We start from the raw sequence: 13,325 nt of genomic DNA, 5'->3' as shown, positions 1-13,325 counted from the left end.
CGCGAGGAGGAAGACGAAGTCCGTCTCTCGTCGAGATCGCCTGAAATACTGTCCAAGATGCTACCCCCCTTTACGCCAGCATCGTCTGCATAAGGTCATCGGCATCCTGGTCTTGGACCTGCCGTTCGAGTTCATCGTTCGCGCACGTGTCGTCGTTCTTCAACATTTCGTCCGCGAGGAAGACGACAGCCTCGCTTGCAAGGTCATCGAGTACCGGGGCGTCGTCCGGGTCGTCGACGTCGAGGAAGCCGGCCTGATAGATAGCCGCTTCTGAATAGACCGTGCCGCCAACCTCGACGTGCTGGTCGACTCCGTATTTGATGATGGAAGCGATGTTGATTGCTTCGTTCTGGGCCAACGAGATTTCGTTCGGACCGAGGGGTCCGTCGCCCTCGTCGATCAGCAGGTTGTCACTGTCGGAGAGAATATTCCGCTGTTCGACATATGTGAGATCGAGATAATCGCCCTCGATCACCAGGACATCGAGCGTGCCGAAGCCGGCAAAATTCTCGTTCTGCAACATCTCGTATGTGATGTAGGTTGGCCCGCCCTTGACCGCTTCGGCAAAGTTCTTGGCTTCAGGACTCAGCGGCGCGAAGCTCGTCCCGCCCACATGGGTGATGGATGCCTCGTTCCATGCGAGATTGTTGCCACTCTCGAGATCGTAACTGGAATTTCCGAGCGGTGAGTCGCGCCAAACGGTGTCGTCGTCCGCGAAGATGTTCGACTGAAAGATGACGTTGGCCTTCCAGACATCGCCGAGAACCACGATCAAATCGAATGACATTCCTATTTCGGTCAGATAGGACGCGTTGACGGCGAGGTTTTCACCCGTAGTGATGAAGGTGGAAGTGCCGCTTCTGGTGACGCCGATCCAGTCGTCATCGATGACGTAATTCGTCTGCTTGATCCAATCGATATTGACGTAATTGCCCCCAAGTGTCGTGATCCTGAAATTTGCCGGAAGGCTCAGCGATGACTGATCGATTCCTTCGAAAGGGTCGTTTGCTTCGATCAAACGAACGGCGACGTTGTAGGCCTCGCTGACGGGCGAGTGATTTGTGAAACCAGCTTCGATAGCGTCGTGGTCTGATACGATATTGGTCTGAACGATCAGGTCGATACTCGTGTAATTGCCGAGGACATACATCAGTGGCGATGTGAGCATCGCGTCGAGAATGCCGGTCTCGTTGATAAGGCGATTTCCGCCAGCCACGACTTCGAACCCGGCCTGTTGTTGATGCTCGCCGGTTTCTGGGTCGAAATGCGACTGTTCCAAACTGCCTTCCTCGGGCTCGGCGTCATGCCGTCGCGGCTGAAACTCGGAAAGCACCGGTGGCAGATCGACGAGCTTGCCGTCGACAAACGCTCCGACCGCGGACTCGCCCCGTATGACGAACGCGTAGTCGGCGTCAGCTCCCGATGGTTCCGCATCAATCCCTGCCGCAAGTTCGACGATCTCCGCAACCATGTCGGCGATCGCCGCTTCCGACCCAGGAGGCAAGAGTTCGAGATCGTTTGGATCCAGCCTGCCGGCGGTCGTCAGAAGCTCATCGATCCGTTCCGAACCTCGCCCGAAATCCATGCCATCGAACATGCCGTCCTTGAATTCGATGATGTCGATATCACTGATGGAGTTGTACTGGTGGATAACGACCGCGATCTGGCCCGGTGGTTCGATCTCGAGGAAAGCAGGCTTTACCGTGAACTCGAGAACAATCCGCAACTGCTGAAAGAGTGGAAAGTCAAACTCGAAATAGGGAGTCCCATAGAAGGGGAATACGCTCGTGTTCTGCGTCAGCCAGACATCCGGCATCGGCACGTCGGGCGACATCGGTATCGGTATCGGGCCAGCGGCTGCAGGTACGATTTGAAACGACGGGGGATTGTAAACGATGTTCGGCCGGAAGGGCGTCAGTTCGAAACTGTCGGCAATTTCGACACCCTCGAGCGGAAGTTCGGCATCCGGCTCCGCTCTCCGCCCGTTCAGATGGAACGGGTCATATGAGATCCGCTCGCGCATCGAGTCGTCGGTCAGTGCAAACAGACCGATGAAGTGGGCAATTTCTTCGCTGGTGAGATCCATGGTGCCACTCAACCTGCCAGGTTATCGATCGAGATCTGGCTCGATGAACCGGTTCGTCCGGTCTACGGTCAGGCTGCAGGCGGCGGGCCGAGAGGGGGACGGTCCGCCGCCAGTGTCGAACAGTTCGGGTTGGTCTATCGGGGATTACAGACCATCTGCTCGAACTATCAGCCTGCCGAGTCGTCTTCGCCGGTGAGGCTGGACGTGTAGTTTCCGCCGACAACGGTCATATCGACTGTGTTGCCGAGGATGTTCGCGCCCATCACGATCGACTGGTTGAAGGCCGAAGTGTCGATGATCGCGTCTGCCGAGGCCTGTGACATGCCCTCGACGAAGCCGTCGTCACCGTTGTTCGAGCCCCACATGCCGCCGGCACCACCAGCACCGCCGGCGCCGCCGGTCAACATACCGCCCATGCCACCGGCACCGCCCGCGCCGGATGTTGCGGCACCGCCAGTCGCAGCGCCACCAGTGCCGGCACCTCCGATGATATCATCGATGGATGCGGCACCACCGGCACCGCCGGCACCGCCGATCGCACCGCTGAGCGAAAAGGCATTGCCGAACGCAGCTTGGATCAGCCCGGCATCACCGCCGTTCACGTCTCCGCCGTTACCGCCGGCTCCGCCGTCTCCGGAGTTGGCATTCCCGGTATCGCCACCATTGGTGTTGCCTGAATCGCCACCATCGTCGACACCTGCGCCGGTGACGCCGAACGCCGCTGCCAGCGAACCGGTCAGGTTTGCGGCGACCGCGTCGCCGCCGTCTCCGTCACCGTCGCCCTTCTTGTGGTGAGGGTATCCGTGATGCCCTTTACCGCCGCCGGCTGATCCGCCATCCGCATCGGCATCAGAGATCGGAACACTGACCGCGACCGGAACTGTCGCAGCCTTGGCGATTGCGTCGCCGCCATCACCACCTACCGTCTTGGCGGCATCACCGGACTCTGCTTTGGACTTTCCGCCGTCACCGCCTTGGCCACCATCGCTCTTATAGTTGTCGCCACCTTCGGCTTTGCCCGCCGCTACGGCACCGAGCGCAGCCGAAAGGGCGCCGGCATCGCCACCGTCATCGCCGTCGCCGCCCTTGACGTCATCCGCCATGGCGTTGCCGCCGATTCCGCCCAGCGTGAAAGCGAGGCCGCCGAGAGCTGCACCACTCGTTGAGCCCATGCCACCGTTGGCATTGCCGGTGTCACCGCCCCTGGCACCTGCGCCGCCGGCGCTGATGCCCTCGGACGCGTACGCCTTTCCGCCGTTGGCATCGCCATTCTGCTTGAATTCGGCGTCGTTGGTTACTTTGGGGTCCTTCAACGTGTCGTTGTCGACAAGGCGCGCATCCTGGCTGAAGACGAAGGCATTGTCGTTGCCAGCACCGTCCAGTGCATTATTCAGGATATTTGACATCGAGATGTCGTCACCTGGATCAAAGTCGACCTCGCCATCTCGATTGATGATGAGGTTGTCGAGTTTGACCTTCTCGAAGTCGAGATCGGCAAAATCGTCGTCGCTGGGTTCGAAGCCTGTCAACCCAAGATCGACAAGGACATCGACTGTCGTCGTCGTCGTGTTTTCGTTGATGTTCTTGTTGAGGTTGCCGTTCAGGTTCCCGTTCAGGTTCCCGTTCAGGTTGAGGTTACCGTTCAGGTTGCCGTTTAAGTTTCCGTTCTCTGAATGAGAGTACTGACCCTGATACTGGCCCTGATACTCGTACTGGGACTGGCCCTGCTTTTCGTATTGGGACTGGTGTTGGGACTGATCGTCCTTGTGCTTGTCTTTGCCATCCCGATGATGCGGGACATTGATATAGTTGTTGTTCTTGCCAGACATAGTCTGTTCCTCTTCCCTGCTGAGGACGACACCGCCTTGCGTAAACGTTTCGCGTGGCATCTGGTCGTCGGTTGAGTTAGCCAAAAGCCCATGCCATCGTATTCAAAGTAATATTGAATACGAATAGATGTTATACTCAGACAACGCGGGTACTATGGTCAGAATCACCCATCTACATGCGCTTTCCGCAAAATTAACTCTGCGTTAGAGATAAGGTTGGCGTAAGCTAGAAATTGGATTGAGGACCATGAGACCTAGCTGATGCTGTGGGCATGAGACATTCGGCTAGTCTGCAAGAGCATCGGATAGCCTGAGGAAAACGGCGTCTCCGCCTTTCAGCAGAGCGTTTGAAAAGCCCACTTCAAGTTCTGGTGGATCTCGACTAGTCTCGAGAGACTCAAATGCGACTAATCGTTCGTCTAGCTTGCCAAACTAACGCATGGGCAATAGCCTGTTTAGTAACCGAAAAGATTATGTTTAGTATCAAAAGGATACGTTCGGGGCGCAGCGAGAGCTAGGAGCAATCGATGTCTTGGGACGGCCAAACAACCATGCGTCCACTGTTCGGAAATCCGGCGGTAAAGACCGCTGATCCCTATGATCCCTCGACGCTCGAGATAGAAAACAAGGTCTGCTTTCTCTTGGAAAAAGAGAATATGTTGCCAGACTGCTATCGGCATACCCTGGTAGCAGATCTTGGTGCTGTCCATTTTGATATCTTGCCAGACCACCCTGTCGAACTCAGCGCTCGTTCAGAGGCTAAAACGCTCGTCATGCTGGACGGGCGGATGCAGGCGCCCTCGAGGGAGAAACTTGCAAAAGCGTGCGCAGGCTTTCCTTACGCTTCGGTAGCAATTCTGACCGACCGCATGCCCGACCGGACCGTGCTCGAGCGCCTCTATCGCCTTCCCTTGAGCTTCAGTCTTCTTCCAATGGAGATCAGGCTCGATCAATGGCTTCTGGCAATACAATTCATGCTTGAGGGTCACGAGTACTTCCCGGCACAGTATGCCCGTCATCTCCTGACCATGTCCGACGAACGTGGTCCGACGTTGCACGTAGAAGTGGACGACAATGAAATGGGCACACATCCTCACTGTGAGGAATCGCGTCTAGACACCTTAACGCCTCGCGAGTTGAGCGTTCTAGAACTCGTCGCCCAGGGCAAGCCGAACAAACTTGTAGCGAATCGATTGAGCATCACCGAGCATACGGTGAAGCTTCACCTGCATAAGCTGATGGGGAAACTGCACGTTACAAACCGAACGGAGGCAGCCGCTATATTCTCGCGGCGCTCGAGGCAATTGGGGCGATTGGAGGAGTTGCCCAATTGAGTACCGTTGCGACGAAGCCAGTCCATGCCTCCACGGATTTCGACCGGCTTCTGAAGCTGATCGGCGAGTTAAACTACACTTGGACGAACACCGAAAGCCTGCTCGTTCACCTCATCGCGGGAATGGTTGGAACGGATAAGGAAACGGCAACTCTCATCTTTCTTACTCTGGGCACGTCACGCTCAAGGATCGCGTTGGTGGAGCGCCTGGCGAAAATGGGAAGGCTTACGCCGGAGCGCCGCGACGAAATCCTCGACATCATGAAGACCCTGACGAAGTGTCAGAAGGTCCGCAATCACTACAATCACTGCCTCTATGCCTTCGGAGACGACAGCCTGCCGAAGATGACGATCAATCTTCGAATTGCCGAATCGAAGGACAGCATCCGGCTTGACGGCTATCGCAAGCTGGATCGCCGAGCGATCGAAGAGTTTGAGCAGGCCCTTACTGAGATCCGGACATCAAATCGAGCTTTGTGGAATGTCATCAGAGTGAACGCGTTCCCAGCATGATGATGTGCCTAGCGAGAGGAAAAACGCGTAGCGGTTCTCAACTTCATTGGTCTCGCCAGACGCAAAGACTGGAATCGCGTATCCCTTCACATGCTTGCAAAACAGGGCTCGGTCGGACGCGGCCGGCTCATAAATTGAAATCTGCGACAGTAAGGGGTGGAATCGGAAATCGAGTGCATTTGCTTCAAATGCCGGACGTTAAGACGCCTATCTTCTGGGTAGCAAACGATGACGAGCGAACGCCTCCAGTTTCGTAGCAGACCGAAATCCCTGAACCGACGAAGTTTCGATGGAAGAGCCCGATCCTTCCGAGCGACATGAGGGAATTCGTCGATCACCGGGACGGGGCCTGGAAAGTCGCTTGGAGCAAGTTCCGCAGGATGGTGAAGCGGGGCCTCGCGGATCCTTCTTCCCGTCGAGGATGGGAGACGAACTGGACAACGCGGATATCGAAAGCTTGAACCGCTCCGGATCGAGGACTTCGAACACTCGTGTCGCCTTGGAAACGGAAGAGCAGACCGAAGCAGTCTCGCGGAGCAGCCGGGTCTTGCCGATGCGTTGCCGGTCGTAGGCGATCACGAGCGAAGGCCGGGAATTCCAGAATTTCCGCTTCAGAAGGTCCGGTTCCCTGCTGCGACCGAAGAAGAACATCTCGACGCTTCGATAATCGAATTTATAATAATTCGGATTATCGAAGCGTCGAGATCCTTGCGGGCGGTTCGCCCTTTTCCCGGTCTGACGGGTCGGTTCGATCTCGCCGTGGCCGCCAGCCTCGCGGATCGGACGAAGGGATCGAGCGTAGGGCTCTCGACCATCGGATAGACGCAATGCTACGGTCCGGGCGATAGCGCTTCATCGAAGGAGATCGGGTGATGGGTTTGCCTGCCCAATCCGTGCCAGTCCACTCCGCATCTGCCGGGTTCGACGATTTCGTCGCGAGCAGACCCGACGAAGAGGCATGGGAACTGATCGGCGGACTTTTCGTCATGCAGGCGCAACCTACCATACCGCATTCCGTCATCGCATCGAACGTCGAGCGGCTTCTCAATGACGGGATATCGACTTCGGGATTGGACCTTATCGCCTGTCGCGAAGTCATGATCGACATGTCGGAGGCAGGAATCGTCGGTGGCGGCAATTACGTTCCGGATGTCGCGGTCCTCGATGAAGCGGATCTTTTGGAGGGATTGAGCAGGACCGGAAATTGCCTTCTCGCGGTCGAGGTCGTCAGTCCGAGCGACCTTAGGATCCTCACCGGAACGAACCGACCCAAGATCGATGTCAAGATGGAAGGCTATCGGAACCTGCCGCCGTGCAGGGCGATCATCACGGTCGATCAGAGTGAACTGCTCGTCGAAGTGGCTCGCAGGACCGAGCAGGGCTGGTCCGTGACCCGTCACGACGCTCCGGAAGACGAGATCGTTCTCGCCGATTTCGGCCTCCGGTGCACCGTGGCGGATATCTATTCCCGTACTCCGGCCCTGCGGAACGCGCTCGGCTCCGATCCCAAGCCGTAGTTCGACGCCACGATCGCGCTCAAGAGCGCCGACCGATCGGCTCGAACACGCGGTTGGCGCGGATGTTCCGGCGTCCTGAAACCAGGCGTTCGATGCGATAGCGGATACCCTCGATCCGGCCGACCAGATCAGGACCGACACCGCGGTCTTCGACCCTGCTCGCCATGACGGCGAAATCGGTCGTCGCCTCGAGGCACCTCTCTATTTCGCCGAGGGCTACTCGTTTCTGAAGGCCGATCGACGCCGCAAAACGAAGAACCCCCTCCCCAAGGTCGGACGGGATGCTTCCTTGCCTAAACACCATGCCGCCGAATGCCAGGGACGAAACCATCTGATGCCTGTGATAGCCGCGCATCGGGGCAGGGTCGTAGAGTGGGGAAAGGCCTGCCGAACCTCGTGACCCGAGAAAGGCATGGTTCTCGAGATGATTGTCGCCGTTTCCCGTCAGAAGCGACATCACTGTCCGTCTGAACAATTCCCGAATATCCGAAGCAGGGGCGGCCGAGACGCCCGTGATGCTATGCTCGATAAGCTTCGTCACGTCCTCGAGGCTGGGAGACGCACCCTCGTTCGACCATCGCTGCCCGATCCTTCCGGCAGTCGCGCAGTAAAGGGCCGTAAAGGCGCTTTCCATGGGTACGGGTCGGCCGTCGCGTCTGTCGAAACGCTCGGTCGCCAGAATTCTCACCCCGTCGCCGGAGACGTAGAGGCGACGTCGAGGAATGGGGATGCCGATACGCGAATGCATCTCGTAGGCGAGATCCTCGAGTGCGAGAATGCCAGGATATTCCCTGGGTTCTATCTTGACGAGCGCGTCGACGATCTGTCCGTTCGACCGCCGGATCTTCGCCAGGAGTTTCGGCATCATGCCTCCGACGGATGGCTGCGCCTTTATGCGTTCCGCTACTTCCTCGATCGTAAGCGGGTCCGCGGTCGGTGATATGGCATTGATGACAAGATTCCAGAGCGGACGTTCCGCTAGTTCCTCGTTGTCGAAAACGACCGGATCGACTTGTTCTGCATAGTAGCCCGCGGCCGCTTCGTCGCTGGAGAACACGTCCAGATGTCCGATCCCGTTCCTTCCGGCGAGGACGAGCATCCTCCACTCGAGATCGGCAGGGTTCGAGATCCTGTCCCCGGACTTCTCGATCAGATGCGTGAGAATGCGCCGCTGCAGGTTGGCGCTGTCGGCAGGCGGGATCAGAGCCTGGAACATCGGTGGCAACCGGTTCTCCTCGGTAGGCCGGAATTCCAGGGTATGTCCTGCAGTCCTGGTCGTGTCATGGACGAGGGAGATACCCGGAAGGTCGGATGAAGCCTCGTCATAGGTGAAGCGGATGGCTTTGTCCGATCGCAGAAGAAGACCGAGGCGGCGAGGCGATCCCGTCGCTCGGGTCCAGACTACGGCACTTCGGTCGCTCACGGCTCCTGCCTTTCCCCGTCGAGGAGGCTGCCGCTCGTCAGCCTTTCCAGATAGTCGTCGTCCGGCACCAGCTTCACCATGAAGCCGACGGCGGAAGCTAGGCGTTCCAATGTCGCGAAACGTGCACCTCCCTGCTTCGAAAGCCGGGACAATGCTTCCGGTGTGATATTCGCTCGACGAGCGAGTTCGGCGTCGGTCCAACCGCGTCTGGCAGACTCGGCGAAGATCGTCCGGAGGATGCCTGCGAACTGCGACATTGATCTTTCCATCAATTTTTGAACTTCAGATACCTTAGATTGACCAAAACATCAATACCAGGTATTGGCGGCGATGAGGTGACTTCTCACCATGCAAAGCCGCCACGTCGTGACCTCGATTACGCACGAAGTTCTTCTTGAAGACCGGAATGGAAAACGACACGCCGGCTGCGCGAGCGGGCGGCAAACGATCGGCGACGTCGTTGGCCTGGGCCATCGGTGACGATACCGAAGACAGTATGGCCCTCGGCGTCCTGTTCTGCGATACGCCCAGAGGTCGTTTCGTCGTCTCGAGACCGCTCGACGAGCGGCCGGGATGGTTCATCCTCGGTGAAACCGTGTGGATCGATGCAGAAACGCACGAAGCCGCGAAGGCCGCTGCCCAGACTGCATTCGCTCTGCCGCAGGAAGAATTCGACCGCCGAAAAAGAGCTTCATGGGGCCTGCGTCGACCGCTTCGTCTCGTATCCGGCGACGTCGCCGAAGCGCGCGAAGGAAGACGGCGAGTAGGCAAGACGGCCGATCTCCCGGACGGAGTGGCACGGGCCATCATCGAGATCGCGGACGAACCGGAATTCGGGATCGGTCGGGTGGAGTGACCGTCCGAAGGGAGACGCTGTTTGGCGGAAGAGCGACATTGCGACGACATTCGCATGAAAGCTTCCAACCCGCATGAGGCCTTGAGGCTCAACAAGCAGGCTTTCCTTGACGTCCTCGCCGCCTACGGAGTGACCGATCCACGTATCTTCGGCTCGGACGCCAGAGGCGACTTCAGGCCGAACAGCGATCTCGACATTCTCGTCTCGAGGACCCGGCCGATGAGTTACTCGGTGATCGCGCGGCTTCGGAGGGAAGCGAGCGAAGCGCTCGGATGGCCGGTCGATCTCGTTTTCGATACGGCTCTGAAGGATGAGGTCCGAGTAGATATCGCTCGTGATATTCGGTCTCTTCCATAAGATATTCATCTACCAGCCTGCCGTCCCTGGCGGCCCCTTGAACGGACCGGCGACCTTCGACGTGATCCAGCCGCCGTAGAAGCTGCCCTCCTGCGGCACGACCCGTTCGCCGTCGACGAAGCAGGCATCGACGCGAGCAGGATAGAAGGCGAGGTAGCCGGTGATCGGCGCAAAGTCCGAAACTGGATCGGGGTAGGACCAGACGGCATCCTCCGAGACTCGTGTCCCTGCGACGAGATCAAAATAGGCAGCACCGCCTTTCCATTCGCAGAGAGTCCGCTTCGACGCCGTTCGGAGTAAGCCGCGGTCCACGTCCGATGGCGGGAAGTAGTATGACGGCGGGTGGCTTGTTTCGATCGCGCGGAAGCCGTTCACGGTATCGGCCACGACACGACCGGCGAACTCAACCTTCAAGCGCGAGGTGACTGGTTCGATGCGGGCCGGCCGCGGGAAATTCCAGACGCTCTCCTGGCCGGGGCTGGTGGGGTCCGGGGCAGGTACAGGGGTGAGAAAGCGCTTCATAATTCCGCTTCAGAATGGCAATTGTTCAACGCACCCATCCGACCCGAAAACCGCAACGTATGTTTGTATCCGTTTCAATCCGTATTCGCGGTCATAAAAGCGACTGCGGCTGCATCCGAGGGACTCAGGCCGTCGTAAAAGTCGTAATCGATCAGCAATTCCTCAAGATCGTTCCGCTGCCTTATCATCGCTTCGAAACTCTCGGGAAAGCGTAAGCGCCCTCGTTCAAGATCATCTACACTCGGTAACGGAGCAACAATACCATCGAGAAGTGATATCTGTATATTACCTTTCTCTTCGACAATGAAGTTGATATCGCTACCAAACATATCATTGAAAAACTCGACGGACATATTCGGATCCGAGTCCACCGCGAATTTGTATTTTAGGCCTAAGAAACGCAATGATGGATCTCCAGCATTCCTAGCTTTATATCTCTCCCTCATGAACAGATGAGCTGTATTCGCATGGAGGTATGCGTTCGCAGACAGGATCGTACTTAATTTTTCTTTTTCATCCTCTGCAATCTCCGGATTGTTCAAGATTTCTACGATTGCGCTAGCTGGGGCGTATCCAAAAAGCATGTTATAGGATGCAATAGAATAATCTAAGACCAAGGCCGCATACTCGATTAGGTCGTTTCCTGCAGGAAAACTCTCCCCATTCTGTACAGCTTCAAGAAGTTCGGCAGGGGCGAGAAACTTCTCACTTACCTGCGAGTATGTTTCAACCAAGGCCGAGACGGCACGCATCCAATTAGAAAAGTCGATCGCAAAATCAGCGACTAATGGTTTGGACAGCAAGGATACTGCGGCTCGGTCCGGATCCGATTGGCTACAAAGCAGGCGCTGTACTCTTGACTCTCTCGAAGCCGCCCCATTCTCTACGCATAACTCGCCTGACCCGGCTACAGCGAAAGCTCTTTCTAGTACTGAGATATGTCTGTTTTCTGCGATGGAAAGTCCATAGAACAAATCTCCAGCCGGTATGGACGCCCCCCTTGCCCAGTCCGTAACAAGTATGAAAATTGGATTATGAACTGCGTCTATATAAGTCTGTAAGGTCGAAAGCGAATGCGCCCTCTTGTCATCTTGTATGCCGGCGACTTCCGGCACGAAGTCAATCGCATGCTTCGCGCTGAGAAAATTGCCAAATCTGTTTGTGGCCGATAGTGATTCAGCTAGTCCTTGCGCTCTAACGAGGCACTGTATCGAACTCGACCCTACGGACCCCCTCACATCAGGGCTGAACCGGATGTCCCTTATGTCGGAGGCTCCGACCCTCGTCATTTGCTGGCGCATCTTCTGATACACCGAATTGCAAGTAGTAAGATTGCTCCAGAAATCCTCGCGAACTGTCTCACCCAACCGAAGGGTTTCGAACTCCATCCTTTGCAACCGCTGATCTAAGGCCTCGTATTGCATCCGAGATTGCTCTGACAATGCCGTTATCGATTCAAACAGTACCTTCTGGTTTTCTAGAACTTTATCAAGCTTGGCATTAACCTGAGCGAATTCTTTCCTTAGCAACCGCATTGTCGCTTCAAAGCGAGATTGGTCCGGATCGGCTGCTCTTCCAAATATTCCTGTAACAGTTGCTACCGCTCCGAGCAGATTTCCAGATGCATACTGCGAGAACGCGGTGGAAGCGACGCTAGAGATATTTACAGCTTCGTTCAAACCTTCGATTTCAATTCCAAGATTTGTTGCAATTGAAGATACATCACTAATTACGCCGACGGTTTTCTCTAACTTTGAAACCTGATCGCTCAATGAAGCCTCCGCTTCGAATTGACCGATCAGGGCCTCTTTAAGTTCCGACTGCTTACAAGAACTTGCATTATCGCTACAGGCGAAGCGCTCTGACATAAATCCTGCCTTCAGCGCCTCTACCTTAGCCCTTGGACCCATAGAGGAAAACACGAAGTCTGCTACAAACGCTCCATTTCTCTCTTGCAAATCCAGTCTTCTAGTAACTTCACTCATGGAATCGGTTAGGCTATCCACATCCTGCTGTATCTCTGAAATAGTCGCCTCGTGCGCATCCAATCGTTTTGAAGTTTGTTCCTCATAGCGCTTAAAAGCGTTGACGGCGTTCCCAAGCTCAGCGGAAATTTCTGACACTTGCCGATTTGTCGACTGCAGACTGTCAAGCGTCGCTTTGTTCGTGTTTTTTATCGACTCTATCGTAAGTTCTTTCGCAACTCTCAGAGCTTCCGAGTCGTCACGAAATGTCTGCTCCATTTCTCGGAAGAAATCGCCGCTATTTTCAAGTCGGTCTTTCAACTCGCCAGGTGGTAGGCCACGCATTTCGTCGTAGGAGCCGCCTGAGATGGTTAATAGCTCGCCTCGCTTGCTAGCGAGCAGAGCATCTACGGATCCCTGAAGCTTTCGATCTATGCTAGAAACGATCATGTCCGTAGCCAACTGACCACTCGCTTTCGCTAGCGAGCCAGCTAAGACTCCTGCGCCAGATGCTGCCAGCGATATTGATAAGGCGTCGACACCAAACTGGCCTATTCCGCGTATTGCTTCGGTCTTGGCGTTCGCATTCGCACGCTTTTTAGCATAGCCTGAAAGGGCTCTTTCGAGCGCTCTTCCGTTTTCCGATGTCGGCGTTGGTCTCTCGACCGAACCCGTAGCTGAGAGAACCGCCTTCGTGAGCGAGAACCCTAATTTGCCGGCGGCAACGGCAATGTTTTTGTCGACATCGTTGTCGTTGGGTGAACCCTGCGCACCCGCGCTATGGCACGATACGGCTCCGACAAGCAACGTTGTTCGTATGACCTTTAGGCAATGACGCATTTCATTTGACACCTTTGAGACGGCATCGTACCGTACCTGCCTCACACCGTTTTTCAAAAATTTTTTTTTGATTTTCAAAGAGCGA

Annotated in this window: 11 protein-coding genes; 5 read left to right on the top strand and 6 right to left on the bottom strand. The window is 56.1% G+C overall.

Annotation, left to right across the window (positions count from 1 at the left end):
* Positions 1 to 70: 70 nt before the first annotated feature.
* Positions 71 to 2,098, bottom strand: a complete 2,028-nt coding sequence (locus FP2506_RS00635) for a hypothetical protein (RefSeq protein ID WP_187289010.1) — start codon at positions 2,096 to 2,098, stop codon at positions 71 to 73.
* 155 nt (positions 2,099 to 2,253) lie between these two features.
* Entirely contained in the window at positions 2,254 to 3,975 is a 1,722-nt protein-coding gene (locus tag FP2506_RS00630) for a hypothetical protein (protein WP_007065395.1), read from the bottom strand.
* Positions 3,976 to 4,442: 467 nt separating this feature from the next.
* Here FP2506_RS00630 and FP2506_RS17780 point away from each other — a divergent pair, with 467 nt between their 5' ends.
* The 3 genes from FP2506_RS17780 (at position 4,443) to FP2506_RS00610 (ending at position 7,278) form a co-directional block, all read left to right on the top strand.
* Positions 4,443 to 5,249: a response regulator transcription factor gene (locus FP2506_RS17780; protein ID WP_050764943.1), complete on the top strand. Its 807-nt coding sequence runs from the start codon at positions 4,443 to 4,445 to the stop codon at positions 5,247 to 5,249.
* Entirely contained in the window at positions 5,246 to 5,761 is a 516-nt protein-coding gene (locus FP2506_RS00620) for a hypothetical protein (RefSeq protein ID WP_007065393.1), read from the top strand. Before FP2506_RS17780 ends, FP2506_RS00620 begins: the two co-directional genes overlap by 4 nt.
* Before the next feature lie 872 nt (positions 5,762 to 6,633).
* Complete coding sequence (locus FP2506_RS00610; protein WP_007065390.1) at positions 6,634 to 7,278, top strand: Uma2 family endonuclease; 645 nt, start codon at positions 6,634 to 6,636, stop codon at positions 7,276 to 7,278.
* Between the two features lie 19 nt (positions 7,279 to 7,297).
* Here FP2506_RS00610 and FP2506_RS00605 read toward each other — a convergent pair whose 3' ends face one another.
* The gene (locus FP2506_RS00605; RefSeq protein ID WP_007065389.1) at positions 7,298 to 8,701 is read right to left on the bottom strand and encodes a type II toxin-antitoxin system HipA family toxin; all 1,404 of its coding nucleotides are present in this window, start codon (positions 8,699 to 8,701) and stop codon (positions 7,298 to 7,300) included.
* Positions 8,698 to 8,958 (bottom strand): helix-turn-helix domain-containing protein, encoded by a 261-nt coding sequence (locus FP2506_RS00600; protein WP_007065388.1) that lies wholly within the window; start codon positions 8,956 to 8,958, stop codon positions 8,698 to 8,700. Before FP2506_RS00600 ends, FP2506_RS00605 begins: the two co-directional genes overlap by 4 nt.
* A 149-nt stretch (positions 8,959 to 9,107) precedes the next feature.
* On the opposite strand from FP2506_RS00600, the gene FP2506_RS00595 reads away from it, so the two are divergent.
* Entirely contained in the window at positions 9,108 to 9,557 is a 450-nt protein-coding gene (locus FP2506_RS00595) for a hypothetical protein (protein ID WP_007065387.1), read from the top strand.
* Positions 9,558 to 9,611: 54 nt separating this feature from the next.
* On the top strand, positions 9,612 to 9,914 hold the full coding sequence (locus FP2506_RS00590) for a nucleotidyltransferase family protein (RefSeq protein WP_007065386.1): 303 nt from the start codon (positions 9,612 to 9,614) through the stop codon (positions 9,912 to 9,914).
* Positions 9,915 to 9,923: 9 nt separating this feature from the next.
* On the opposite strand, the gene FP2506_RS00585 is transcribed toward FP2506_RS00590, so the two are convergent.
* Both FP2506_RS00585 and FP2506_RS00580 read right to left on the bottom strand, forming a co-directional pair.
* Positions 9,924 to 10,436: a DUF427 domain-containing protein gene (locus tag FP2506_RS00585; RefSeq protein WP_007065385.1), complete on the bottom strand. Its 513-nt coding sequence runs from the start codon at positions 10,434 to 10,436 to the stop codon at positions 9,924 to 9,926.
* Between the two features lie 74 nt (positions 10,437 to 10,510).
* Positions 10,511 to 13,318: a hypothetical protein gene (locus tag FP2506_RS00580; protein WP_007065384.1), complete on the bottom strand. Its 2,808-nt coding sequence runs from the start codon at positions 13,316 to 13,318 to the stop codon at positions 10,511 to 10,513.
* Positions 13,319 to 13,325: the final 7 nt, after the last annotated feature.

It is taken from the genome of Fulvimarina pelagi HTCC2506 (assembly GCF_000153705.1).
In the GTDB taxonomy this organism is placed as follows: Bacteria; Pseudomonadota; Alphaproteobacteria; order Rhizobiales; family Rhizobiaceae; genus Fulvimarina; species Fulvimarina pelagi.
This window is presented reverse-complemented; position numbering and strand designations above follow the sequence as displayed.

Excerpts from the sequence above, each read along its gene's own strand:
- FP2506_RS00590 (WP_007065386.1), top strand. The coding sequence starts at position 9,612 with ATGAAAGCTTCCAACCCGCATGAGGCCTTGAGGCTCAACAAGCAGGCT.
- FP2506_RS00585 (WP_007065385.1), bottom strand. The coding sequence starts at position 10,436 with ATGAAGCGCTTTCTCACCCCTGTACCTGCCCCGGACCCCACCAGCCCC.
- FP2506_RS00595 (WP_007065387.1), top strand. The coding sequence starts at position 9,108 with ATGGAAAACGACACGCCGGCTGCGCGAGCGGGCGGCAAACGATCGGCG.
- FP2506_RS00630 (WP_007065395.1), bottom strand. The coding sequence starts at position 3,975 with ATGCCACGCGAAACGTTTACGCAAGGCGGTGTCGTCCTCAGCAGGGAA.
- FP2506_RS00600 (WP_007065388.1), bottom strand. The coding sequence starts at position 8,958 with ATGTCGCAGTTCGCAGGCATCCTCCGGACGATCTTCGCCGAGTCTGCC.
- FP2506_RS00610 (WP_007065390.1), top strand. The coding sequence starts at position 6,634 with ATGGGTTTGCCTGCCCAATCCGTGCCAGTCCACTCCGCATCTGCCGGG.
- FP2506_RS17780 (WP_050764943.1), top strand. The coding sequence starts at position 4,443 with ATGTCTTGGGACGGCCAAACAACCATGCGTCCACTGTTCGGAAATCCG.